Consider the following 23,225-nt stretch of genomic DNA (forward strand, 5'->3'; position numbering starts at 1 on the left):
CGAATGGCCCAGTCCCGAAGTACGAGGTCCTCTCACCGTGCGCCAACGATCCCAGTGCGCACGCGACCACCTACGTGCCCGCGGCGTCACCCGTTGCTCGATCGGATGGTTCGGAGAGAGGTGACGGCGGTTGCCGAGACGCTTCAGGCCTTCGCCCAGCGGCTCAGCCCGGCTTCTCCGATGATCTTGGCGATCGCAGCCTTCTGGTCGTCGGCCAGCGGGAGCAACGGCAGGCGCGGCCCGCCCGCGTCACGCCCGAGCTGCGTCATGGTCTCCTTGATCGCTGCGTAATAGGCGCCCGACTGGAAGCAGCGGTAGAATGCGAAGACGTCGCGACCCATGTCCTCGACGGCTTTCCCGTTTTCCAACGCGTGGTCCCAGTAATCGCGGATGAGAGGCCCGGCGATCTGGTGTGCCATGGCGATGACGCCATGGGCGCCAACCGCACGGGCCGGCACGATCATGGTTTCGTACCCCACAAAGACGCGAAGCCTGCCGCCGACGCGCTGCACCAGCTCGGTGACCTGATTGATTAGCCCGGAGCTGTCCTTGATGGCGACGATGGTGGGAAGCTTGGAGAGCTGCTCGACCAGGGCCGGAGGGATATCGACCCCTGCGCGCCTCGGGCTGTTGTACAGCATCAACGGCAGGGAGGTGTTCTTGGAGACGTGCTCGAAGAAGGCGACGATCTCGCACGGGCTTGGCATGGCGTAGATGGGCGGCAGGATCATACCGCCGGCGCAACCGGCTGCGACCGCGGACTGGCAGGCATCGACCACATCCTCGACGCGGAGGTCGGCAACCCCGGCCAAGACGGGGACCCGGCCGGCGACGTGATCGACCGTCAGCTTATAGAGGCGGGCGCGCTCACCGATCGTGAGTGCATAGAATTCGCCCGTGCTACCAGCCGCAACGATGCCGCGAGCACCGTTCCTTATCGCTTCGTCGACCAGTTCCTTGTATCGCACCTCGTTGATGGACCCGTCAGGCCCGAACGGGGTGACGAGAACCGGGAAGATGCCGCCCCAGTCAACATTTGCCATGTCAGTGTCCTCCAGAGTGAGTTGAGGTTCAAGCGAGAGCGGCCGCGAGCGGACCGAGCATGGACGCTTTGATGTAGCCGGGTTCCTCACCGGCCATGACAGGGAGCTTGAGCTTTCCGCCGGTCTTGATCCGGCCGAGAGTCAAGTAGGGATCTTCAGCCCAGGCAGGCGCGGTGGCAGCACCCATGACGGCGACGGCAGCCGTCGCGAACGCCGGCGCCCCGACAAACCACCGATTCATACCCATCCCTCCCGTTCGAAGCGAACTATGTCATTCCTGTCTTGTTATATATCAATTTGAGCGGATGACACAAGCACGAACTTCGATCCTTCGGTCTTGTTTGTCCGATAAAACTACGGCATAGAGTGACACGGTGCGCGGAAGACCGGTACATTGATGGGCAATTCGGCGGCCGATTGACCCATCTGGGACACTCCTAACGGAGTTCCCGCCCGCCTCGTCGCGTTTTTAGAGACCGCTATCGCTGCTCGCAGGGCTGGCATCGACGCATCGATGCTTCTTCGAAAGGGCCGTCTTCGGCGGTGCCGGGAGAGGATTTCCTCTTTTGACGTGGGTTGAGGCCCCGCTCTCGGCGTCGACGCTCAACTTGTCCGTCACACGCTTGAGGATGACATCACATGGAACCTTCTATCACGCATGTCTCGGGATCCACCGGCGCAGTCGGTGTTCTCGGCGCCGGACGCCTCGGAGACGCGGTCGCCGCTCGAATGAGGGAGGAAGGCAAGCAAGTCGTCATGTGGAGCCGGCGCTTCGAGGATCCCGCATCGCGGCCATCGGCTGGCAGGAGATCTGGCGATGATCTCGGCGCCGTCATACAGTCTCGCGTCATCTTCTCCGCGATCCCGAACCAAGCCTTGGTGAGCCTGTCCAAGCGCGGTGATCTTCGCAGCTTCGATGGCGTCATGTTCGCGCTGGGGATCGACGCAGAGGCGCGCATCGTGCGCGACGCTCTTCCGAACGCGCTGGTGGTGCGGCTCAGCCCGGCCATTCCTCAAGACGGAGGCGAAGTCCGTTCGATCGGGCTCCTGGACAACATCGCGCGGGCCGATCCCCGTGTTTCATTAGCGATCGCGGCTCTTCAGCCACTCGGCCCGGCCAGTTGGATCGAAGAGGAACAGCTCTACGATCTGGTGACGCTCCTGGCGGGTCCGCTGCTGACACTAATCAGGTCGGCACTCACGAGGACGATCGAGGCCGGTCTGGCCGAACGCGGTCTCACGCCCGCAGCGCGGGACCATGTGATGGACGTGGTGTTCAACGAACTGACCAGGAGACTGCGTGGACGCCACGACGCCTCGAAGCAAGCGGAGGGCCACAGGGCGACGCCGGGGGGCGTCACGGAGGTGGCCCTGTCACACTCTACGCAGGTGAGCGAACAACTCGGCGCCATCGTCGACAAGATGCTCGGTCACATGCAACGTCTGAGAGTCCCGCCACAGGAATGATCGAGTTCCGGCCTGGCCGTCGATCGGTCCGGTAACTCTGGCTTTCAGCTCGGCGAGACAATTGACGAGCTGAGCAACCATTCCAGAGGCGCTTCGAGGTCCGAACCAGCCTGCTTTGGCGATCAGGTGGAATAACGCCCGAGATACAGAGCCGCTGCCTTCTCGTCGTTGAGCAATTCGTTCGCTGGGCCCGCCATCTCGACGCGCCCACCATCCATGATCGCGCCACGGTTTGAGATGGCCAACGCTTGTCGGGCCCTTTGCTCGATCAGAAGGATACTGGTTCCGTCCGCTGCCAGGGATGCGATGCGAGAGAAGCTGTCGGCGACCAATGCGGGAGAGAGGGCGGCCGTTGGTTCGTCGAGCACCACCACGCGAGGCCGTGTCATGAGGGCTCTCGCATAGGCCAGTTGCTGACGCTCGCCGCCGGAGAGCCTCCCTGCACGCGCGCGCTTGCGTTCGGCCAAAGCGGGGAAGAGGCTGAACACTTCGGCAATGCGCGCCTTTGCGTCACGCACTCCCTGGACGACTTCGAGGTTCTCGACGATCGTCAGCGAAGGAAAGACATTGGCCACCTGTGGCACGTAGCCGATACCGTTCTGAGCCCGCTTCTCAGTTGCCAGACGCGTGACGTCTCTTCCTCCGAGACGCACATTCCCCTCCACGCGCGGCAGCAGCCCGACGACGGCTTTCGCGAGGGTCGATTTGCCCGCACCGTTTGTTCCGGCGACGGTCAGTATTTCGCCTGCTTCGAGCTCAAGGTCGACGCCGTTCAGGATATCGACCTCTCCATAGCCACCCTTCAGGCCCTCGATGGACAGAACACTCATGACGACCCTCCGAGATAGGCCTCGCGCACCTGTTTGCACGCCAGCACGTGAGCCGGAAGGCCGGACGCGATCAGGCGTCCACGATCCATCACGTGAAGCGTAGAAACGAGACGCGTGAGCGCGCCGAGATCGTGCTCAATGATTAGGAAGCCGATGCCCCGGTTCTTCAGCTCGCGAATGCGCTCCGCGATCTCTTCGATCAGGACTGGATTCACACCGGCGAAAGGCTCGTCCAACAGGATCAGCTTGGCGCCGGTCATCAGCGCACGGCCGAGCTCCAGAAGCTTCTTCTGGCCTCCAGAGAGCCGACCAGCCGGGGAGTTCGCGATGCGCGTGAGCCGCAGAAAGTCCAGCAAGGCATCGGCTTCAGAGGAGATCGCCTTCTCTTCCTGACGAACCTTTCCGATCTTGAAGAAGAGGTTGGCGATGCGCTCGCCGCTCTGCTTTGGCGCGGCTGCCATCAGGTTCTGCTTAACGGTCAGATGGCTGAATTCCCGCGGGACCTGGAATGTGCGCACCATTCCGGCTCTCGCTCGCTCCACCGAGGAGAGATGGCCGATCTGCTTGCCGTCGAGCCGAACCGTCCCCTCGCTGGCGTCCAGGAACCCGGTCACCAGTGAGAACAGCGTCGATTTGCCGGCGCCGTTGGGGCCGATGACCCCGACCACGTCGCCGGGCGGAACAGAGAACGAAACCCCATCGACGACCCGAAGCGCGCCGTAGACTTTCGTCAGACCCTCGATCGCAAGGTTCATCGCTTTGTATAATCCCCCATGAGGCCTTGGGGCCGGTAGAGCGTGAAGAGGACGAGAGCGAGCCCGATCACACCGAGGCGGATGCTGGCCATCTCGACCTCGGACACGAACGGTATGAGGCCTCGCAGGAAGCGGGATCCCTCCAGGAAGAACATCAGAATGAGCGTGCCGACGAGCGCGCCCGAGATCGGCCCGACGCCGCCGATGATAATCGCCATCCAGATGTAGAATGTGATCAGCGGGACAAATTGCTCGGGGACGATGTACCCGATGTAGTGTGCGTAGAATCCACCGGCGATGCCGGCGAGGGCAGCTCCAAGCATGAGAACCTGGATCTTGAACTTGGACGGATCTTTGCCGAGCGCTTTCACGGCTTCTTCGTTGTCTCGAATTGCCTCGATCATGCGACCGAAGGGCGATCGGACGATTCGCGACTTGGACAGACCCGCCAGCACGTTCACGGCGACGAGAAGGAGCAGCACGGCCACAGCCTGCGTAATGCCCGTCCCGAGGAAAGCGAACAGCTTGGGTATGCCGGTGATGCCCTGCACGCCCTTCGTCAGCCATTTCTCGCTCGTGACGACGATCCGCACCACTTCCGAGAAGCCCAGCGACACGATGGCGAAGTAATCGTCTCGAAGTTTAAGGCTAATGAGTCCGAGGGGCCAGGCCGTGAGGGCGGCGAGCGCCGCGCCTGCGAGAAAGGCGAAAGGCCAGGGAACCGACACTTGGCTTAATAACGCCGCTGTATAGGCTCCGATGCAGAAGAAGCCGACATGACCGAAGTTCGTAATGCCGGTGAGGCCGTATTGAAGGTTCAGCCCAAGGGCGAGAAGGACATAGATCCCGCTGATGATCAGAATCGCGATGATGTAGGCTTCCATCAGCGGACCCCTTCTATTTGGCCGAACAGGCCCCGAGGACGTACAAGCAGCACGAGCAGCAGAACGACGAACGAGATCGCTATCTTGTAGGTAAACCCTACGAGAGGTGTCGCCACCTCCTGCAACGTTCCGAGGAGGATGCCAGCGCAGATCGCGCCGACCGGATTGCCGATGCCGCCCAGGATCGCGGCGGCGAATGCCGGAAGGAGCATGTCCCACCCCATCTCCGGCGTTACGACGGTTTTGATCCCGTACATGACGCCGGCCACCGCGGAGACAGATCCGGCCAAGGCCCACAGCGCGATCATAATGCGGGAGGGGGAAATGCCGGAGACCTTCGCCAGACCGGGATCGTCGGCGACGGCCCGCATGCACCGGCCGATTGGCGTCGCGTAGAGGATTAAGAAGACGACTGACAAAGCCGCTACGGCGACGATCACCAAGTTCAGATCGGCCGGTTGGAACCGGACATCGAGGATGCGCCAGGGCCGTTCGAGGGGAAGTTGAAAGACCTGCTGCTGATGCCCGAAGCCGACACCAATCACCGCGCGCAGGAAGAACGCGATGCCGATCGACGCGAGAAGGTTGGTTACAGAGGAGCGACCCGAGAGCTTTCGGAATACGAGCAGGTAAGAGAGGATGGCGAGGGCTGCACCCGTCATCGCCCCGACGAGGCCGCCGACGATGACCGAGTCCGTCAAGGCAGCCATCGACAGCGCCACATAAGCGCCAGCCGTCATCACGTCGCCTGTCGCCGCGTTCGGAAACCGCGCGATGCCGAAGACCAATGTGATCGCGAGAGCGGACAGGCCGACGACCAAGCCCGACATGAGGCCGCCGATGAATAGTTCAGCGAAAGCTGGCATGCTAGCTCCATTGGCGCAGAAAGGGCGGCAAGGACGCCGACCTTTCTCCAAGCCGATCAGATCTTGACGATGTACTTCCGATTGATCTTGCCATGTTCTATGACCGCAAGATCGAAATCCGGCGTTACGTCAGAGAGATCATTGAAATCGACCGCAGAGGAAGCGCCCTCGTAGTTGATTTTTCCGGCCTTGAGCGCCTCTTTGCCTTCAGCAAAGCTCGAGACCTGCTTGCCGGGAGGATTGGCGATTTCCTTGATCTTCGCGTTGATGGCGTAGATTTCTGCATTCGGGCCAGCAGCTTCGATCGCGAGCGCCAGCACGATCACCATATCCCACGCCATTGCCGCGTAGATGTTCACCGCGCCCGATTCACGCGTCGCCTTGCGGTAAGCGGCGTCATACCTGCTGTACGCCGTGGACGCCTCGTTTGAAATGGAGTTCACCACCATCAAACCTTCGCTCGCATTCGGTCCGACAGCCTTAATCAGATCGGCATTGGCAGCATGGCCGGGGATGAGCCATTTTTGTGTGTCACCCGTCTGGAACCATTCACGCACGATGATGGTGGTGTCGGCCAGATAGGACCCCAGGACGACCACGTCGGGCTTGGCCGCCAGCACCCGTTGGAGTTCCGACCGGTAGCTGGGCTGGCTGGGCTCGTAAACCACGGCTTCGACGACCTTGCCGCCCTTGGCTTCCCACGCCTTACGGAAGCCTTCGACGATGCCGATGGCTGAGGCGTTGTTGAAGGCCATCGTTGCAGGTCGCTTGAAACCTTCCTTCCCACAGATTTCGGCGAAGGCCTTCCCGAATCCGTCACCAGTCGTGTTGAACCGATAGACCAGCTTCTTCGAGTTGACTTGCGGACTTGTCATCTCCGGCGCACCGGAGGTGGCCATGAAGATCACGTTAGCATCGTTCGCGATGGGGATCGTCGCCAGAGCGACGCCGGAGGACCAAACGCCGACCAACGCTTGGATCTTATCGATCTCGATGAGCTTCTTGGCAGCGAGGACGCCTGCCTGAGGCTGGCTTTGATCGTCCTCGGCCAGGATCTCGATCCTCCGCCCTCCGGCGCCTCCGGCCGCATTCACCTCTTCTGCGGCCGCCAGGATCATCTTCTGCATACCGGTGCCGTAGGCGGCGCCGGCGCCGGTGATGGGGTTCAGAGCGCCAATCCGGAAGGTCGGGCCTGCCTGGGCGGCGCCGCCGCGGACCGAGGACAGCAACGTCGCACTCGCCAGAGCAGCAACAGCTTGTCTGCGGGTAATCATCGGTCAACCCCTCTATTTGTTCAGGCTACGCGCTAGTTAAGTCCGCTTCTTTTGACGATCACGCCCTCTTGCATAATGAGGGACAGATGCTGACCCTGCCGGGTCAGCAGAGAGAGGTCGTCAAGGGGATTTCCATCGACCACGATCAGATCGGCGAATGCATCTGGAGCCACAGTCCCGATCTTTCCCTCCATGTGGCAAAGCTTTGCGGCGACAGTGGTCGCGGAAGCAATGACGTCGTGAGCCGGAAGCACCTTCCCTCGAATAACGAATTCCTCGGCCTGGTGGCGGTGCATCTCTCCCAGGAGGTCGGAGCCGTAGGCCATCGGCAGGCCGGCCTTCTTCATGATGGTGAGCGATTCGATTCCGGCAGCCTGCACGACCTTGACCTTTTCGATCGCGTCAGCCGGATAACCGTTCAGAGCGCCTTCGCTCAGAAGCTTATCGAAGGTAACGAGGGTCGGGACCGCGACAGCCCCCTTGTCCGCGGCGAATTTGGCCGTGTCCGGCTGGATGAGATTGCAATGTTCCAGCGAGTGGATCCCCGCCTCGGCGGCGCGACGGATTGCCTCATCCGTGTAGAGATGGGCGGCCACGTAGGTGCCCGCATTTTTCGCCTCCTCGACGACGGCGAGGAGTTCCTCGCGCGAGAAGCCGAGGAAGTGAATGGGATCCGTCGGCGATGCGGCTCCTCCATTTGCCATGATTTTGATGAAGTCCGCGCCGGCTTTGATCTCCTCGCGAGCCGCTAGACGCACCTCCGGAACCCCGTCGCACACGCGTCCCAGCGCCCCGAGCGGAAAGCCCGAACGGACCTCCGGCCGGCTGTTGAAACGGCCGCGGAAATCGCAATGGCCGCCGGTCTGGCTGAGAGCCTTGCCCGAAATGACGAGGCGCGGCCCGGAGAAGATCTTCTCCCCGACCGCGCATTTGATCCCGTAGTCAGCCCCACCCGCATCGCGGACCGTCGTGAAGCCTCTCATGAGCATTCCTCGCAGGACGAGCGAGGCTCGCGCCGTCACCAGCGAGTCGGGAAGCTCTGCATTTCGCCCAAACGAGGCACCCACGGCGATCGTGTGAACATGGCAATCGATCAGGCCCGGCATCAGCACCTTACCATTGAGATCGATCGTCTCGTCTGCGGATGCGGTAATGGCTTTGCCGACTTCGCGGATCTTACCGCCCTCGACTAGGACCTGCATCGGGTCCGTCGGCCGATCCATGCTTCCGTCGACGATGCAGCTGTTCCTGAACAAGTACGTTGCCATGGCGGGTTCCTCGCATCCAGATCTTAGGAAAAAGCTTTTCGCGACTTGTCTTCTGACGTCGACTTGGTATCAGCGCCCGCAGGCGGCCCACTTGGACAATAATCGCCTCTACTCGTTAGAACGGCCGGCTGACGACGCTCTCAGCCGGGCAGAAAGCCCGAGGGGAGCGGATCCTCAGCCTCAAGCACAAGCGTCGAGAAGGCACTCAGATGCGCCATACCGCGGACTTCCGGGATCACCGCGGGCTGCCCAGACCGGCTCTCAGCGAGTTCAGCGATCGCGGCGACGAAAGGCACGCCCATGATGTTCTCGGCGCGATAGCTTGCTCCTGGGGCAATCGCTCCACGCCGATGGAGTTGAGCAAGGCGCGCCGAGGTGCCCGTACCGCAAGGAGAACGGTCGAACTTGTTGCCAGCCAGAACCACGAGGTGGCGAGCCCCTCCGTCGGTTGAGCGGTAGAACAAGACGCTGTCGGTCTTCGGATTGTTGGAGATTGAGTTCAGCGCGTCCTTGATGGCCATGCCCGCGCGGCACCAGCGGCCGGCATTTGCGATGTCGAACGGAAGCTCGAACGTGTCGGCATCCACAAGGGCATAGGTGATGCCGCTGTAGGCGATGTCGCAGGTCACTCGGCCGAAGCCATCTGCCTCGACGACGACGTCGCTGGCCATGACATAACATGGCACATTCCGCAGGATCACGGAGGTCAGCCGACCCGCCTCGAACGTCCCTTTGACGTGCACGATTCCCGCCGGCGTCTCGATCGACATGCCGTCCTGTTCAAACCCTCTAGGAAGGGAACCTAAAGCCGCGAGACTCGCTACGTAACCGATGGTCGCGTGACCGCACATGTCGGCGTAGGAGTACGAAAAGACGAAGAACAATCCCTGGTCTGCAATCGTCGAAGGCACCGGGATCGCACCCGCCATGGCAGCGTGCCCGCGCGGCTCATGAAGAAGAAGCGTCCTCAGCCCGTCGTAGCGAGCGCGAAAATCGTCCCGCTGCTCGCGCACGCTGCGCCCCTGAAGCGGCGGTATGCCCGACGTCACCACCCGTGTCGGGTGACCGGCCGTATGGCTGTCGATGACGGTGAAAAGGCGGCTCGTATGCATGGCAGCCCAGATTCCTCCCATTGACCTATATCGCACGCTTCATTGTCCTATAGCATTAATTTCAGGGAGCACAAGGCGTCTCATGTCTCGTCGCGGAGAACTTCCGCGAACCTGACCTCGGCCGCGACCGCAATGAGCGGGTATCGTGCGGCTGATTCAGGCGATCGCCCGCCAAATCAATCTCTTGGCGCTCAATGCCACGATCGAAGCGGCGCGCCGGTGAGGCGGGCCGCGGGCTTGCGGTGGTGGCCGCCGAGGTCGAGGAGCTGGCGGCGCAGACCTCGCGCGCGACGGAAGAGATCGGCGGCTACATCGGCCGCGTCCAGGGATCCACCAGCGACGCGGTCGCGGCAATCGCCGGGGTCACCGCGCGTATTCGTGAGATCAACGCGGTTTCTTCCTCCATCACGAGGTGCAACCTGCGGCAGTCAAAGTATGGTTATGGCCAGCGTGACCATGCTATGGCTCACCTGAGTTGCAGAGCCGCCCTAGGCGACTGAGAACACGTTCAGAGACGGCGAGCGGGAAACAATGTCGTGGAGGACGTACAGGGCGTTTGAGAGCTCGGTAAGGTCCTTCGGCCCGCCCAGGCAGACGCGGACCGCGCCAGGATCGGCGCCATCCGCCATAGACGCGATGGGCGGTGTGACGAATATGCTGCGCCCGCGCGCGGCAGCGGCGAAGCCGACCGCCGACCATTCGGGCGGCAATGGCAGCCAGCCATAAAAGGGAGGGAACTCCAGCCTCTCTGCTGCGGGAAAGATGCCGGAAAACACCCGATAGCGATCAAGCGCCTGCTGCCGGCGCTCGCGCACCAGCTCGTCCAGCTTGCCGCTCTCGATGAGCCGCACCGCCGTCTCGCTGAGCATAGGAGCCACGAACCAAGCCGAGGCGTGCAGGAGAAGTTCGGTCTGCTCGGTAAAGGCCGATGGCACCGTCAGCGTGCCGAGGCGGAACCCCGGCGCGACGCATTTGGAATAGGACGTGATGTAGAAGCTGCGGTCGGGAATGAGCTCCGTGAGCAGCACCGGCCGCTCCGGTAGGAAGAAGCCATAGACATCGTCCTCGATCACCTTCAGGTCGAGTTCCTCAGCCAGTTCGGCGATGCGCCGCCGGCGCGCTAGGCTCATGGTGCGAGCCGTGGGGCTCTGCAGGGTCGGCATGCAATAGAACACCTTCGCGCCGGAGGCCCGGCAGGCGGCCGCCAGCGCGTCAGGATGAGCGCCCTCGCCGTCCATGGCCACAGGGACCAGCGTGAGATGGTTGGCCGCGCCGATCGCCTTGAAGCCGGAATAGGTGAGGGAATCCACGAGGACGGCATCGCCGGGCCGCGCCACCAGGCGCAGCGCGATGTCGATGGCGTGCTGGGCGCCGTTGCACAGGAACAGCCGCGCCGGGTCCACGATGAACGAGCCGCCGGAGACGGAGGCGGCAATGATCTCGCGATGCTGCCGGATACCGCCGTGGGGATGGTAGTTCAGGAGGGGCGCGAGCTCGCGCCCCTGCGACACCTCGGCCAGCAGCTCTGATAAGATCTCGGTCTCGCGCCCATCAGCCGGCACGTTCAACGCCAGGTTCACGGGCTCGCGCGCAGCGGACGCCTCGTCGCGGCCCGGGGCGGGCCGGCGCACAAAGGTGCCTTGCCCCACATGGCCGCTGACGATGCCGCGCTGCTCGGCCTCCTGATAGGCCTTGCTCACGGTGCCAACGGATAGGCCAAGTTGCTGCGCCAACTTCCGGTGCGAGGGCAGGCGGAAACCGTCAGTCAACCGGCCTTCGGTGATATCCTGCTCCAGGGCGCTCACCAGAGCCAGGTAACGCGGCCCGGAGGGTGACAACTGCCTGGGCAACCATCCGGCGAACTTCGTCCTGTCCATGCCCATCAGCTGACGTTCCCTTTTCCGGCCCGTTTCACTTCGTGCCGCTCCCCATAACGACGGGGAGACGGCGCGTGCACATGGCGGTCAGCAGTACTTGCCGGATTGGGGAACCACCTTCATGTCGATGTCGCGGTCGAGCATGTAGCGAGTAATGCGCGAGCAGGCGAGGCCCAGCGAGTTCTGCTGCGACATCCAGTTGGCCAGGAAGTTGGCATAACCGGCGTTGCCCGGTTCCCGGCGAATTCCGATAGTGGCGGGATTACGCAGCACCGGCATCGGCACCACCGCCTTGCCGACACCCTTGGAGTCGATCAAGGCCGCGTCCTGGTCGGAAACGATCATGGCATCAACCCGGCCTGACTGAAGCTCCAGGATCGCTTGATCACGCGTCGGCACAACAACAATGGTGGCGTTCGGGATGACCGCCTCGGCGATGACCTGCATGGTGCCGCCCTTCTGGACGGCAACCCGGGTTTTCTTGTTGTCCATCTCGCGCCAGGTCTTCGGCTCGAAGCCCGGACGGGCGGCCAGCGCCCACAGACCATCGACAATGGAGCCCGGCACGTAGTCGATGACCAGGCCCCGTCGCGGGTTGGGGTTCAGCGCTACCGCGAGGTCCACCTTGCCGGCCTGGAAGTCTGCGGCGAGGTTGCCCCACGTCGTCTCGTAGTACTCGATCTGAACGCCGAGCAGGTTGGCAATATCCTTGCCCCAATCGACGAAGAAGCCGCTCCACTCGCCCGTGCGCGGGTCCTTGATGTAGCCCGGCTCCTCCGAGACCATCACCGGAAACTTCAGCTTGCCACTCGCCTTGATGCGGTCGAGCACCAGGGAGGGATCTTCGGCTTGTGCCGGTGAAGCGGCCGGACCGAACAGGGTTGCCACGGCAATGGCGACCGCACCGATCGCACCAATCCAACGCTTCATAGGATGCCTCCCTCTGATTGTCATATGTCGCTTCTGAAATGAAGCATATCAATTCCACACAGCCGCGCAAGATGCGTCCTGCGCGTGGGCTCCTGCCTTCTAACGGACGCGGTAAGGCGCGCAGGGGCGCCGCGGCGTGCGGCCCGCGACGAGGTCGCTGACCAGAGCTGCGGTCATGGGGGCGCCGCTGATGCCCATGTGGCCGTGGCCCGTGGCGAACAGAATGGCGTCATGCTTGGGATGTGGACCGATGATCGGCAGGCTGTCCGGCGTCGATGGCCTGACCCCCATCCAGTCGCTCACCTTGGTGACGGGGAGATCCGGCAGCATGGTGCGGATGCTGGCCGCCAGCTTGCTGCTCTGCTTCGCGTCGCGCGGCGCATCAGGCGCAGCGAACTCCGCGATGCCGACGACGCGCAGCCCGTCGTCCAGTGGCGTGGCCACAAAGGCTGAAGCCGCGTCGGTCACGGGGCGGCTGATGACCTTGGAAAGACCTGGCAGGCCGATGTGATAGCCACGCTCACTGGCCAGCGACAGCGAAACACACAGGGAGCGCGCCAGGGTGCGGCTGGCGATGCCGGCCGCAATGACCACTATATCGCTGCGGTGGGGGCCCGTGCTTGTCTGCAGCGTCACGCCCTCAGTACCAGGCTCGATCGCGTTGACCCGTGCCGCGCGTGTCGTCACCCCCAACGCCGCGGCGCGCTCCATCAGGCCCTCGACCAATGCTAGGGGCGAGGACACATGTCCACTGTTGGGAAAGTAGATCCCGCGCTGGTAGTCGCGGGACAAGCCGGGCTCCAACTCGCGCAGCTGTGCGGCATTGAGCTTCTCGAAGGCCACGTCATGCTTGGCCCGCAGGCTGTCCACCAGCGCATCCAGCACGCCGGGTGCCGTGTCGCGCCAGACATGCAGGGCGCCATTCGGCCGAAACACCCGCCGCCAGTCGGTGTCGCCGAGCATGTCGCGGTAGAGCGCGGCGCAGGGGGCGTTCAGAGCGTGCAACGCCGTATAGGCGGCTTCCCAGGCGTCGGGGCGGCCGATGCGCAGGAAGCGCGCGAGCCAGGGGAGGTTGCGGAGCAGCTCACGCGGGGTGAGGCGCACCGGGCCGTTCGTGTCAGTCAGCCAGCGTAGCGCCCGCCACATGACGCCGGGATGGGCCATGGGGAGAGACGATCCCGCGTTGTACTGAGCGCCGTTCCCAAAGGAGCAGCCATGTCCGATGCGGCCCTCCTCGATCACGGTGACCCGGTGTCCTTCCCGCGCCAGCACGAGGGCGCAGCTTACGCCGATGAGCCCCCCACCGACGACGGCGACGGTACGCGGTTCAGCCATGGAGTATCTCCTGTAGGCGCCGCGTCACCCAGGCGGCGGGCAGCGCCAGGCCATTCCTCGGCGGGCCGTGCTGGCCCGCCTCTGCAGCACCCGGGATCGGCGGTTGCGGGCGCGCGGCTGGGGCGGCCACACCCTTGTCCAAGGCCAGGCTGTAAAGCAGGACAGTGGCGGCAGCCGGCTGTCTGACGGCGCTGTCCCGCTCCTGGGATCGTGTCCTCGCCCGAGCCCTGTTCAAGCCGTTGTGCCGGCGCCCCTTTCCGTTTCCGCTGCGTCCGCCTAGACGCAGAGATGACCGACGTACTTTTTCACGGTGTAGGCCTCGAGACCCTCGATGCCGCCTTCGCGGCCCCAGCCGCTGTCGCCAATGCCGCCGAAGGGCGTTTCCGGGATCGTGACGACCATCTGATTGATGCCGATCACGCCGACCTCCAGCCTCTCCGCGATGCGGTTGGCGGTCGCGGCAGAGCTGGTGAAGGCGTATCCGGCCAGCCCGTAGGGCAGAGCATTCGCCCGCGAAATGGCCTGGTCGATGTCGTTCACGGGCTGCACCAGCGCGAGCGGGCCAAAGGGCTCGTGCGCCATGGCCTTCGCCTGGTCGGGCATGTCCGCCAGGATGGTCGGCTTGTACATCAGGCCGACGCCCGCGATGCGTTCACCGCCGGCGATCAGCCGGGCCGAGTGGGACAATGCATCGGAGATCAGGTCATCCATGGCGGCGACGCGACGCGTGTTGGCGACCGGCCCCACGGTTGTGCCCGCCTGGAGACCGTCACCCACCACCTGCTTCTCAACAAAGGCGCGCGCGTGTTCGAGATACTCCTCGTAGACGGCGTGCTCCACGAAGAAGCGCGTCGGCGAGGTGCAGACCTGGCCCGTGTTGCGCAGCTTGATGGACATGGAGAGTTCTGCCGCGCGCCGGATATCGGCGTCTTTCGCCACAATCACAGGCGCGTGACCGCCAAGCTCCATAGTCGCGAGCGTCAGGGTTTCGCCGGCCAGTCGCGCCAGATGGCGTCCCACCGGGGTCGATCCGGTGAAGGAAATCTTGCGGATCACCGGGGAGCGCAGGAGGTATTCAGAGACCTTTGCCGGTTCACCGAAAACCACGTTCAGCACACCCTTGGGCAACCCAGCATCGATGAGCGCGCGCGCCATCTCCAGCGTGGTCCCGGGCGTTTCCTCGGCGGGCTTGATGATGCAGGTGCACCCGGCGGCCAGAGCCGGGGCGATCTTGCGCGCCGGGGTCACGGCCGGGAAATTCCACGGCGTGAAGCAGGCAACGGGGCCAACTGGCTCCTGCGTCACCGTCTGGCGCAGGTCGGGCAGGCGGGCCGGGATGGTGCGGCCATAGCTGCGCCGCCCCTCCTCTGCGAACCAATCAAAGAACTCTGCCGCAGCGGTGATCTCGCCCTTGGCCTCCGCGAGGGTCTTCCCCTCCTCAAGCGTCAGCACGGTCGCGATGTGGTCGAGCCGCTCGCGCATCAGGTTTGCGGCGCGACGCAGGATCTCGCCCCGCTCGTAGGGCGAAGTACGCTTCCAGCCCTCGAAGGCCCGGCTTGCCGCCTGCAGTGCCCGGTCAAGCTCTGCCGTACCGGCGTGGGGGAGCGTGCCAAGGGGCTGTTCCGTAGCAGGGTTGAGAACGATCTCGCTCCCTGCTTCAGTTCCTTCGATCCATTCGCCGTCGATGAGGAGAGCCAGCTTCGTGTACATTCTGGTTCCTTGCACAGGGACGCTCAAACGCCAGTACGGCGAAAGTCCGTTCGAGACGGATGAGCGTGCAGATCTTGAATAATTAGCTCAGGGCACATCTCTGGCTTGTTAGGCTTTAGCCCAACGCTCGAGGCCGGCATCGGCAATGATCTTGGCGATGGCGGCCTTTTGTTCGTCTGCCAGCGGCAGCAGCGGCAGGCGCGGGCCGCCGGCGTCGCGCCCAAGCTGGCTCATGGTCTCCTTGATGGCCGCGTAATAGGACCCGGACTGGAAGCAGCGATACAAGGCGCAGACATCGCGACCGAGGTCCTCCAGGGCCTTGTCCCCGCTGAGCGCCTTGTCCCAGTAGGCGCGGATCAAGGGGCCGGCGATCTGGTGCGCCATGGCGATGACCCCATGGGCGCCCACGGCCCGGGCGGGAACGATCATGGTCTCGTAGCCGACGAAGACGCGGAGGTTGTCACCCACGCGCTGCACGAGCTCGCTCACCTGGGTGATGTCGCCGGAGCTGTCCTTGATGGCAACCACGGTCCGCAGCGCGGAGAGCTGCTCCACCAGCGCCGGGGTGAGCTCGATTTTCGCCCGGCGCGGGCTGTTGTAGAGCATCAGCGGCAGCGGGGTGTTGCGCGAGATGTGCGCGAAGAAGGCCACGACCTCACGCGGGCTCGGCATGGCGTAGATCGGCGGCAGGATCAGGCCGCCCGCGCAGCCCGCCGCGACCGCGGACTGGCACGCTTCCAGGACATCCTCCACCCGGAGGTCGGCGACACCGGCCAGCACGGGCACGCGGCGCGCCGCGTGGTCAACGGCCAGCTTGAACAGGCGCGCGCGTTCGGCTTTGGTGAGGGCATAGAACTCGCCGGTGCTGCCGGCGGCCACCACCCCTTGCGCGCCATTGGCGATCGCGTCGTCAATGAGCGCCTTGTACCGGGTCTCGTTGATCGAGCCATCAGCTCCGAAGGGGGTCACGAGAACGGGGAAGATACCACCCCAACTTACACGGGCCATAACTTAGCGTCCTTGTGTGAGAGCAATGGTTGGACCTGCGTCCGCCGCGGCTGCGAGGGGACCAAGAAGGCGAGCCTGCTCCGTGAAGCGGCCCACGAAGGCTGCGAGTCTCGGATTGGCGCGCGACAGCAGAAGTTCGCGCGGAGGGCCGCTGGCAGCGACCACACCCTGGTCCATGAAGACCACCCGATCGGCCAGCTCGTAGGCGAAGCCGATCTCATGGGTGACGATGACCATGGTCATGCCTTCGGCGGCGAGCTGGCGGATGGCGGCGAGCACCTCGCCGACCAGTTCCGGGTCCAGCGCCGAAGTCGGCTCGTCGAACAGCATGATGGTGGGCTGCATGGCGAGCGCACGGGCAATCGCGATGCGCTGCTGTTGGCCGCCCGACAGTTGAGACGGGTATTTGTCCCCGGCGTTGGGCAGGCCCATACGCGTGAGAAGGTCACGTGCCCGTGCCGTGGCCTTGGCCCGCGGCACCTTCTTCACGATCATCGGGGCTTCAATGATGTTCTCCAGCGCGGTGCGGTGAGGGAACAGATTGAAATTCTGGAACACCATCCCGGTCTTCACGCGCACAGCACTGGCCTGCGCGCTGGATAGCTTCAACGCGTCGGTTCTGGTGCGGCGGAACAGCGGCGCACCGTCGATGACGACCTCGCCTCGATCAGGCTCCATCAAGAGGTTCATGCAGCGCAGCAGCGAGGTCTTTCCCGAGCCACTGGACCCGATCAGACAGACTACCTCGCCGCGACGAACATCGAGATCGACGCCGCGCAGCACATGATGTTGACCGTAGGATTTCTCGATGCCGCGGACAGAGAGGACAATCTCGGTGGATGTCGTAGTCATCACGCAGCCTCCTTGCGCTCAAACTGGCGTGACAGGGCGCTCAGAGGGAACAGGATGAGGACAAAGACGATGCCGATGACGGTGTAAACCTCCATCGGTCGATAGGTGAAGCTAGATATATAGCTCGCTTGGTAAAGCAGATCCGGGATAGTCAGCACGGAGAGCAGCGTCGTGTTCTTGAGCTGCATGATGGTTTGCCCCACCAGCGGCGGCACCATCCGGCGCAACGCCTGCGGCAGGATGATGCGTCTCATGCGCTGGATGTAACTCATGCCCAGCGCCAAGGAGGCGTCAGTCTGGCCACGGTCGATAGACTGAACACCGGCGCGCAGGATCTCGGCATAGAAGCCGCTGGCATAGAACCCGAGGCCGAGAATGCCCGCCGTTTCCTTCGCCACCTGGATCTGCAGGAAGATCGGCATGGCGTAATAAGTCCACAGGAGCAGCACCAGCAGCGGAATGTTACGGAAGAACTCCACCCAGATCCGCCCGATCCAGCGCACCAGCCGCCAGGGCGTGAGCTGGAGAAGTGCCACGAACAGGCCGATGGCAAGGCCGATGGCGCACGTATAGATCGTGTATTTCAGGGTAAGGAGCAGGCCTTGGGCCAGCAGGTCCCAATTCTTGAGAACGATCGACGGATCGAATTTCATGGTGCCCTCCGTCAGTTGGGAAGGAAGCCGGAGGGTAGCGGATTGTCAGCCTCAAGCACGAGGGTAGAAAATGCGCTGACATGTGCCATGCCGCGCACCTCGGGGATTACCGCGGGCTGGCCATGTTCGCCCTGAGCGAGACCGATAACCTTGGCCGCGAAGGGTACGCCGAGGATATTCTCGGCCCGGTAGGGGGGCTCTGCCGCCAACTTGCCACGGGCGTGAAGCTGAGCCAGACGCGCGGAGGTGCCGGCGCCGCAGGGTAAACGGTCGAACTTGTTGCCCGCCAAGATCACCAGATGGCGAGAACCGCCCTCGATGGCGCGGTGGAACAGCACGCTGCCGACCTGCGGGTGCGCGCCTACAGCGTTGAGCGCCTGCTTGATCGCCATGCCCGCGCGGCACCACCGGCTGGCGTGTTCGATGTCGAAGGGCAGATCAACCTGCGCCGCATCGACCAGGGCATACATGATACCGCTGTAGGCAATGTCACAGGTCACCGTACCGAGACCCTCGGCCTCGACGGCGACATCGGCAGCGACGACGTAGGATGCCACGTTGCGCAGCACCACCGAGGTCAACCGTCCGTTCTCGAACGTCCCTGTGACGGAGACGATGCCCGCAGGCGTCTCGATCGACATGCCAGCGGACTCGAATTTCTCCGGCAAGGCACCGACAGCAAGGCTCGCAATGTAGCCGATCGTGGCATGCCCGCACATGTCGAGATAAACGTACGACGAGATGAAGAACAGGCCCTGGTCCGCCTGCTGCGATGGCACGGGTACGGCTGCCACCATAGCTGCATGTCCGCGCGGCTCATGAAGCAGGAGCGTCCTCAGCCCGTCGTAGCGAGCGCGAAAATCGTCCCGCTGCTCGCGCACGCTGCGCCCCTGAAGCGGCGGTATGCCCGACGTCACCACCCGTGTCGGGTGATCGGCCGTATGGCTGTCGATGACGGTGAAAAGGCGGCTCGTATGCATGGCAGCCCAGATTCCTCCCATTGACCTATATCGCACGCTTCATTGTCCTATAGCATTAATTTCAGGGAGCACAAGGCGTCTCATGTCTCGTCGTGGAGAACTTCCGCGAACCTGACCTCGGCCGCGACCGCAATGAGCGGGTATCGTGCGGCTGATTCAGGCGATCGCCCGCCAAATCAATCTCTTGGCGCTCAATGCCACGATCGAAGCGGCGCGCCGGTGAGGCGGGCCGCGGGCTTGCGGTGGTGGCCGCCGAGGTCGAGGAGCTGGCGGCGCAGACCTCGCGCGCGACGGAAGAGATCGGCGGCTACATCGGCCGCGTCCAGGGATCCACCAGCGACGCGGTCGCGGCAATCGCCGGGGTCACCGCGCGTATTCGTGAGATCAACGCGGTTTCTTCCTCCATCGCAGCGGCCGTCGAGGAGCAGGGGCCGCGACCCAGGAGATCGTGCGAAATGTAGCGCAGGCGGCGCAGGGCACAGGTGAGATAACAACCAATATTGCGCGTGTTGCGAGGGCGGCAGAGGAGACAGGCGCGGCGGCCTCTTAGTGCTCCCATGATGAAGCATGCTCGCTCAACAGCGTGAACGCGCCGGCCAATCCAAGCAGCTGCATGGTCTGGTGAGCCCTAGTAGGCGCTCAGCCATGCGTAAACGTCGGCAGCCTCTTTTCTAGGAAGGCTGTCATGCCCTCCTTTTGATCGTGAGTGGCAAAGGTGGCGTAGAAGACACGGCGCTCAAAACGCACGCCCTCGCTCAGTGTGGTTTCGTAGCGGCGGTTGATCGCCTCCACAAGCAGACGGTCAGCCGGCACCACGTGGGAGACTAAACCGCAGCGCTCCGCCTCCGCAGCATCCATAGTGCGGCCGGTGAGGCACATCTCCATGGCCTTAGACTTCCCGATAAAGCGTGTGAGCCGCTGGCTGCCACCAATCCCCGGGTTTACCCCGAGCTTGATCTCAGGCTGGCCGAACTTCGCGGTGTCGGCGGCGAGGATGAAGTCGCACATCATGGCAAGTTCGCAGCCACCGCCAAGCGCGTAGCCTGCTACCGCCGCAATGATCGGCGTTCGGACGGCCGTGAACTGCTCCCAGGCCGCAAAGTGGTCGTTGATGTACATCTCGGTGGCGGTCGCGGCTGCCATCTCCTTGATGTCGGCCCCTGCTGCGAATGCCTTCGGCGAGCCCGTGACCACGATGCAGCCGACGGTCGGGTCTGCATCGGCCTCGATCGCTGCAGCTACAAGCTCCCTAGTGAGCTGCCGATTGATCGCATTGAGCGCCTTGGGTCGGTTCAGGGTAACGAGCCGGACGCGGCCATGTGTTTCTGTAAGGATAGTTCCACAGGTCATGCTTCACCTCATCTCATGTCAACGAAGATAATCGCGACGCACCGGCCAGACTATTAATGTTTCGATACACGATCCATGCAGACAAGAGCAAGATTATAACGCTCGCTTTCTGGACAAACTTCTACGCAACTAGATACCGCCGGCCGTCTCGCCTGGACCTGCGGCGCGAGCTGGAGAACTGGTCAGGATCCAGCCGGACTTAGACAGCAAAAAGTTGCTGACTCTGTCTAGGCAAGATGAGCGCGGCAAGGCGCCCACCTCAAGCCCTTTGCTAGTAGGTCCACGACATCCTCAGCTCTAGCAGCCGTATCACAAGCTGTAATTGACTCGTAATCCCAATTTGGTCTTGAAATAGCTTGAGGTGATATTTTGTAGCGCGCTCGCTTAATCCGATCTCAGCGGATATTTCCTTGATCCGCTTTCCTTGCATCATACGTCCGACAATTTGCATTTGCCGCAATGAGAGTTGGTCAAGAGCTTTACTGAGTTTTTCTTGCTTAAGATTGTGCACCATGGTGTTTGCTTATCTGCCGTTATGTGGAGGACGTTATATACCACCGTTCATAATTGTTGAGACGGCGCCGACGAGATCCAAACGAGATCCTGTCTTCGGAAAATGTCCCGCGGCCCCTAGATCTATAACCTCGTCGGCGGTGATAGGATTGTTTAGCCAGTCCATCGCCAATACACACGCCCCTGGGAACGTCTTGATTATATCGGCAAGGCTACGTTCTTTCACGAGTCCAGGAAGCATCAAGTCAATCAAAAAATATAGATGTGTTTACTTTGTAGATCTGGCTTAAATGCGCCGGCGAGATCGGGTGACTCAATCAAATTGACTCCTGTAAATTCTGGACAAACTGCTCACAATCGCCTCTCTATGGAGGATTTGATTGTCGATAATGAGAATGTTCATCATTGGATGATCACGGTGATCGATGGCGCCATGTGCCAAGCCCGATCTCCTCGACCATGAACTCGCAGGCAACGTGGTTAATACTGGCCCCATCGTAATCGTCCGTGGCCAGCATGTTTATGAAAGTGCGTTCATACCTCGATCTAGAGCTTCGCCGTTACTTGGCTTGCATGCGCAGCGCGCCGTCGAGGCGGATCACCTCGCCGTTCATCATCGGGTTCGCGAGGATCGCCATCACGAGCGCGGCGTACTCCTCCGGCCTGCCGAGCCGCGGTGGGAATGGAACGGCGGCGCCAAGGGAGTCCTGCACCTCCTGCGGCAGACCCTTCATCATCGGGGTCTCGAACAGGCCCGGCGCGATGGCGCAGACCCGGATGCCGGCCGGCGCGAACTCGCGCGCGGCCGGCAGGGTCAGCCCGACCACGGCCGCCTTCGAGGAGGCGTAGGCCGCCTGCCCGATCTGGCCCTCGTAGGCCGCGACCGAGGCGGTCGAGACGATGACGCCGCGCTCGCCCCCCTCCAGCGGGTCGAGGGGCAACGCGCCCGCCGCCACGAGCCGCATCAGGTTGAAGGTGCCGATCAGGTTGATCTCGATCACGCGGGCGTAGGCCGCGAGGTCGAGCGGGCCCTTGCGCCCGACAATCCGCCCAGCGTTGACCACGCCCGCGCAGTTGACCAGGATCCGGGCCGGACCGTGGGCCTCCGCCGCGTGGGCGACCGCCGCTTCCGCGCTCCGCGCGTCTGACACGTCGCAGCCGATGCCTATCCCGCCGATCTCGGCTGCGACCGCCGCCGCGCCCGCCTCGTTGAGGTCGAGGAGTGCGACCTTCGCGCCGGCCGCCGCCAGCGCGCGGCCGGTCGCCGCCCCTAGTCCCGATCCGCCCCCGGTTACGATCGCCGCGATGCCTTCGGTTCTCACGTCCGGATCTCCTCAGATCAGTTCCAGCGCAAGGGCCGTGGCTTCCCCACCACCGATGCACAGCGAGGCCACGCCCCTCTTCAGCCCGCGCTGCTTGAGCGCGGAGAGGAGGGTGACGACGATCCGAGCGCCTGACGCGCCGATCGGATGACCAAGGGCGCAGGCACCCCCGTGCACGTTGACCTTGTCGTGCGGCAGATCGAGATCGCGCATCGCTGCCATCGCGACGACTGCGAACGCTTCATTGATCTCGAACAGGTCGACGCTGCCCTTGTCCCAGCCGACCTTGTCGAGAAGCTTGGTGATTGCGCCGATGGGGGCGGTCGAGAACCAGGCGGGTGCTGCGGCGTGGCTCGCGTGGCCCCGGATGATCGCCAGCGGAGCTTGGCCGCGCCGCTCAGCGTCCGACAGACGCGTCAGAACCAGCGCCGCCGCACCGTCCGAGATCGACGAGGCATTCGCGGCCGTGATCGTCCCGTCCGGCCGGAACGCAGGCTTGAGGGTCGGGATCTTCTCGGGCCGGGCCTTGCTCGGGCCTTCGTCCGCCCGCACCTCGCCTCCCTTCACCTGGATGGGCACCACCTCGTCGGCGAATGCGCCGGCTTCCTGGGCAGCCTTGGCACGGGCGAGGGAGGTCAGGGCGTACTCGTCCTGGGCGATGCGCGTGAACTGGTAGTGCTGCGCGGTATCTTCCGCGAAGCTGCCCATCAGCCGCCCTTTGTCATAGGCGTCCTCGAGACCGTCGAGGAACATGTGATCGAGCATTCGCCCGTGCCCCAGGCGCTGGCCGGTTCTTGCCTTGTCGAGGAGGTAGGGAGCGTTCGACATCGACTCCATGCCGCCGGCGACGACGACATCGGCGCTTTCCGCGCGCAGGAGATCGTGTCCGAGCATGATGGCCTTCATGCCCGACCCGCAGACCTTGTTGAGGGTCGCGCAGGGCGTCGCCTCGGAGAGACCGGCACCGAGAGCGGCCTGCCGCGCCGGGGCCTGACCGAGACCGGCGGGGAGAACGCACCCCATGATGACTTCCGAGACGTCGTTGCTGTCTATGCCGGCCCGGGTCACGGCCGCCCGGATCGCGGCCGCCCCAAGCGCCGGCGCGGGCAGATCTTTCAACTCACCGCCGAAGCCACCCATCGGGGTGCGGGCAGCGCTTGCGATGACGACAGGATCGAACGGCATAGGTCCTCCCG

At 63.4% G+C, this 23,225-nt stretch carries 21 protein-coding genes and 2 pseudogenes; 3 read left to right on the forward strand and 20 right to left on the reverse strand.

Annotated elements, in window-relative coordinates:
- Window positions 1-143: 143 nt before the first annotated feature.
- On the reverse strand, window positions 144-1,043 hold the full coding sequence (locus MNOD_RS18685; RefSeq protein WP_015930497.1) for a dihydrodipicolinate synthase family protein: 900 nt from the start codon (window positions 1,041-1,043) through the stop codon (window positions 144-146).
- Window positions 1,044-1,682: 639 nt separating this feature from the next.
- Here MNOD_RS18685 and MNOD_RS18695 point away from each other — a divergent pair.
- Window positions 1,683-2,510 (forward strand): pyrroline-5-carboxylate reductase family protein, encoded by an 828-nt coding sequence (locus MNOD_RS18695; protein ID WP_015930499.1) that lies wholly within the window; start codon window positions 1,683-1,685, stop codon window positions 2,508-2,510.
- A 122-nt stretch (window positions 2,511-2,632) separates the two neighbouring features.
- On the opposite strand, the gene MNOD_RS18700 is transcribed toward MNOD_RS18695, so the two are convergent.
- The 7 genes from MNOD_RS18700 to MNOD_RS18730 all read right to left on the reverse strand — a co-directional run bounded on the left by MNOD_RS18700 (window position 2,633) and on the right by MNOD_RS18730 (window position 9,499).
- The gene (locus MNOD_RS18700) at window positions 2,633-3,340 is read right to left on the reverse strand and encodes an ABC transporter ATP-binding protein (RefSeq protein WP_015930500.1); all 708 of its coding nucleotides are present in this window, start codon (window positions 3,338-3,340) and stop codon (window positions 2,633-2,635) included.
- Window positions 3,337-4,095, reverse strand: coding sequence for an ABC transporter ATP-binding protein (locus MNOD_RS18705; protein WP_015930501.1), 759 nt, complete (start codon window positions 4,093-4,095; stop codon window positions 3,337-3,339). The genes MNOD_RS18700 and MNOD_RS18705 overlap by 4 nt, the downstream gene beginning before the upstream one ends.
- Window positions 4,092-4,979 (reverse strand): branched-chain amino acid ABC transporter permease, encoded by an 888-nt coding sequence (locus tag MNOD_RS18710; protein WP_015930502.1) that lies wholly within the window; start codon window positions 4,977-4,979, stop codon window positions 4,092-4,094. Before MNOD_RS18710 ends, MNOD_RS18705 begins: the two co-directional genes overlap by 4 nt.
- The gene (locus tag MNOD_RS18715; protein ID WP_015930503.1) at window positions 4,979-5,845 is read right to left on the reverse strand and encodes a branched-chain amino acid ABC transporter permease; all 867 of its coding nucleotides are present in this window, start codon (window positions 5,843-5,845) and stop codon (window positions 4,979-4,981) included. Before MNOD_RS18715 ends, MNOD_RS18710 begins: the two co-directional genes overlap by 1 nt.
- Before the next feature lie 56 nt (window positions 5,846-5,901).
- Complete coding sequence (locus tag MNOD_RS18720) at window positions 5,902-7,119, reverse strand: ABC transporter substrate-binding protein (RefSeq protein WP_015930504.1); 1,218 nt, start codon at window positions 7,117-7,119, stop codon at window positions 5,902-5,904.
- A 32-nt stretch (window positions 7,120-7,151) separates the two neighbouring features.
- Window positions 7,152-8,387, reverse strand: a complete 1,236-nt coding sequence (locus tag MNOD_RS18725; RefSeq protein WP_015930505.1) for a metal-dependent hydrolase family protein — start codon at window positions 8,385-8,387, stop codon at window positions 7,152-7,154.
- A 140-nt stretch (window positions 8,388-8,527) separates the two neighbouring features.
- The gene (locus tag MNOD_RS18730) at window positions 8,528-9,499 is read right to left on the reverse strand and encodes a proline racemase family protein (protein ID WP_015930506.1); all 972 of its coding nucleotides are present in this window, start codon (window positions 9,497-9,499) and stop codon (window positions 8,528-8,530) included.
- Between the two features lie 142 nt (window positions 9,500-9,641).
- Here MNOD_RS18730 and MNOD_RS18735 point away from each other — a divergent pair.
- Window positions 9,642-9,906: pseudogene (locus MNOD_RS18735) on the forward strand (methyl-accepting chemotaxis protein); the annotation flags it as partial.
- Window positions 9,907-9,987: 81 nt separating this feature from the next.
- Here the strand turns inward: MNOD_RS18735 and MNOD_RS18740 are convergent.
- The 8 genes from MNOD_RS18740 to MNOD_RS18775 all read right to left on the reverse strand — a co-directional run bounded on the left by MNOD_RS18740 (window position 9,988) and on the right by MNOD_RS18775 (window position 18,844).
- Window positions 9,988-11,382, reverse strand: coding sequence for an aminotransferase-like domain-containing protein (locus tag MNOD_RS18740; RefSeq protein WP_015930507.1), 1,395 nt, complete (start codon window positions 11,380-11,382; stop codon window positions 9,988-9,990).
- Window positions 11,383-11,463: 81 nt separating this feature from the next.
- Complete coding sequence (locus MNOD_RS18745; RefSeq protein WP_015930508.1) at window positions 11,464-12,306, reverse strand: transporter substrate-binding domain-containing protein; 843 nt, start codon at window positions 12,304-12,306, stop codon at window positions 11,464-11,466.
- A gap of 99 nt (window positions 12,307-12,405) precedes the next feature.
- Window positions 12,406-13,641 (reverse strand): NAD(P)/FAD-dependent oxidoreductase, encoded by a 1,236-nt coding sequence (locus tag MNOD_RS18750; RefSeq protein WP_015930509.1) that lies wholly within the window; start codon window positions 13,639-13,641, stop codon window positions 12,406-12,408.
- A 276-nt stretch (window positions 13,642-13,917) separates the two neighbouring features.
- The gene (locus MNOD_RS18755) at window positions 13,918-15,351 is read right to left on the reverse strand and encodes an NAD-dependent succinate-semialdehyde dehydrogenase (RefSeq protein WP_015930510.1); all 1,434 of its coding nucleotides are present in this window, start codon (window positions 15,349-15,351) and stop codon (window positions 13,918-13,920) included.
- Between the two features lie 108 nt (window positions 15,352-15,459).
- Complete coding sequence (locus MNOD_RS18760; protein ID WP_015930511.1) at window positions 15,460-16,359, reverse strand: dihydrodipicolinate synthase family protein; 900 nt, start codon at window positions 16,357-16,359, stop codon at window positions 15,460-15,462.
- Window positions 16,360-16,362: 3 nt separating this feature from the next.
- Complete coding sequence (locus MNOD_RS18765) at window positions 16,363-17,211, reverse strand: amino acid ABC transporter ATP-binding protein (protein ID WP_015930512.1); 849 nt, start codon at window positions 17,209-17,211, stop codon at window positions 16,363-16,365.
- Complete coding sequence (locus MNOD_RS18770) at window positions 17,211-17,864, reverse strand: amino acid ABC transporter permease (RefSeq protein ID WP_015930513.1); 654 nt, start codon at window positions 17,862-17,864, stop codon at window positions 17,211-17,213. Before MNOD_RS18770 ends, MNOD_RS18765 begins: the two co-directional genes overlap by 1 nt.
- An 11-nt stretch (window positions 17,865-17,875) precedes the next feature.
- The gene (locus MNOD_RS18775; protein ID WP_015930514.1) at window positions 17,876-18,844 is read right to left on the reverse strand and encodes a proline racemase family protein; all 969 of its coding nucleotides are present in this window, start codon (window positions 18,842-18,844) and stop codon (window positions 17,876-17,878) included.
- 142 nt (window positions 18,845-18,986) lie between these two features.
- Here MNOD_RS18775 and MNOD_RS46860 point away from each other — a divergent pair.
- Window positions 18,987-19,391 (forward strand): annotated as a pseudogene (locus tag MNOD_RS46860) (methyl-accepting chemotaxis protein); the annotation flags it as partial.
- Window positions 19,392-19,483: 92 nt separating this feature from the next.
- Here the strand turns inward: MNOD_RS46860 and MNOD_RS18785 are convergent.
- The 4 genes from MNOD_RS18785 to MNOD_RS18795 all read right to left on the reverse strand — a co-directional run bounded on the left by MNOD_RS18785 (window position 19,484) and on the right by MNOD_RS18795 (window position 23,214).
- The gene (locus tag MNOD_RS18785) at window positions 19,484-20,194 is read right to left on the reverse strand and encodes an enoyl-CoA hydratase-related protein (protein WP_015930516.1); all 711 of its coding nucleotides are present in this window, start codon (window positions 20,192-20,194) and stop codon (window positions 19,484-19,486) included.
- 271 nt (window positions 20,195-20,465) lie between these two features.
- Complete coding sequence (locus MNOD_RS50695; RefSeq protein WP_083786504.1) at window positions 20,466-20,708, reverse strand: LuxR C-terminal-related transcriptional regulator; 243 nt, start codon at window positions 20,706-20,708, stop codon at window positions 20,466-20,468.
- Between the two features lie 559 nt (window positions 20,709-21,267).
- Window positions 21,268-22,029: an SDR family NAD(P)-dependent oxidoreductase gene (locus MNOD_RS18790; RefSeq protein WP_015930517.1), complete on the reverse strand. Its 762-nt coding sequence runs from the start codon at window positions 22,027-22,029 to the stop codon at window positions 21,268-21,270.
- A 12-nt stretch (window positions 22,030-22,041) separates the two neighbouring features.
- On the reverse strand, window positions 22,042-23,214 hold the full coding sequence (locus tag MNOD_RS18795; RefSeq protein ID WP_015930518.1) for an acetyl-CoA C-acyltransferase: 1,173 nt from the start codon (window positions 23,212-23,214) through the stop codon (window positions 22,042-22,044).
- Window positions 23,215-23,225: the final 11 nt, after the last annotated feature.

It is taken from the genome of Methylobacterium nodulans ORS 2060 (assembly GCF_000022085.1).
Taxonomy (GTDB): Bacteria; Pseudomonadota; Alphaproteobacteria; order Rhizobiales; family Beijerinckiaceae; genus Methylobacterium; species Methylobacterium nodulans.

Coding starts and splice junctions, on each gene's coding strand:
- MNOD_RS18685 (WP_015930497.1), bottom strand. CDS start 1,043: ATGGCAAATGTTGACTGGGGCGGCATCTTCCCGGTTCTCGTCACCCCG.
- MNOD_RS18695 (WP_015930499.1), top strand. CDS start 1,683: ATGGAACCTTCTATCACGCATGTCTCGGGATCCACCGGCGCAGTCGGT.
- MNOD_RS18700 (WP_015930500.1), bottom strand. CDS start 3,340: ATGAGTGTTCTGTCCATCGAGGGCCTGAAGGGTGGCTATGGAGAGGTC.
- MNOD_RS18705 (WP_015930501.1), bottom strand. CDS start 4,095: ATGAACCTTGCGATCGAGGGTCTGACGAAAGTCTACGGCGCGCTTCGG.
- MNOD_RS18710 (WP_015930502.1), bottom strand. CDS start 4,979: ATGGAAGCCTACATCATCGCGATTCTGATCATCAGCGGGATCTATGTC.
- MNOD_RS18715 (WP_015930503.1), bottom strand. CDS start 5,845: ATGCCAGCTTTCGCTGAACTATTCATCGGCGGCCTCATGTCGGGCTTG.
- MNOD_RS18720 (WP_015930504.1), bottom strand. CDS start 7,119: ATGATTACCCGCAGACAAGCTGTTGCTGCTCTGGCGAGTGCGACGTTG.
- MNOD_RS18725 (WP_015930505.1), bottom strand. CDS start 8,387: ATGGCAACGTACTTGTTCAGGAACAGCTGCATCGTCGACGGAAGCATG.
- MNOD_RS18730 (WP_015930506.1), bottom strand. CDS start 9,499: ATGCATACGAGCCGCCTTTTCACCGTCATCGACAGCCATACGGCCGGT.
- MNOD_RS18740 (WP_015930507.1), bottom strand. CDS start 11,382: ATGGGCATGGACAGGACGAAGTTCGCCGGATGGTTGCCCAGGCAGTTG.
- MNOD_RS18745 (WP_015930508.1), bottom strand. CDS start 12,306: ATGAAGCGTTGGATTGGTGCGATCGGTGCGGTCGCCATTGCCGTGGCA.
- MNOD_RS18750 (WP_015930509.1), bottom strand. CDS start 13,641: ATGGCTGAACCGCGTACCGTCGCCGTCGTCGGTGGGGGGCTCATCGGC.
- MNOD_RS18755 (WP_015930510.1), bottom strand. CDS start 15,351: ATGTACACGAAGCTGGCTCTCCTCATCGACGGCGAATGGATCGAAGGA.
- MNOD_RS18760 (WP_015930511.1), bottom strand. CDS start 16,359: ATGGCCCGTGTAAGTTGGGGTGGTATCTTCCCCGTTCTCGTGACCCCC.
- MNOD_RS18765 (WP_015930512.1), bottom strand. CDS start 17,211: ATGACTACGACATCCACCGAGATTGTCCTCTCTGTCCGCGGCATCGAG.
- MNOD_RS18770 (WP_015930513.1), bottom strand. CDS start 17,864: ATGAAATTCGATCCGTCGATCGTTCTCAAGAATTGGGACCTGCTGGCC.
- MNOD_RS18775 (WP_015930514.1), bottom strand. CDS start 18,844: ATGCATACGAGCCGCCTTTTCACCGTCATCGACAGCCATACGGCCGAT.
- MNOD_RS18785 (WP_015930516.1), bottom strand. CDS start 20,194: ATGACCTGTGGAACTATCCTTACAGAAACACATGGCCGCGTCCGGCTC.
- MNOD_RS50695 (WP_083786504.1), bottom strand. CDS start 20,708: ATGGTGCACAATCTTAAGCAAGAAAAACTCAGTAAAGCTCTTGACCAA.
- MNOD_RS18795 (WP_015930518.1), bottom strand. CDS start 23,214: ATGCCGTTCGATCCTGTCGTCATCGCAAGCGCTGCCCGCACCCCGATG.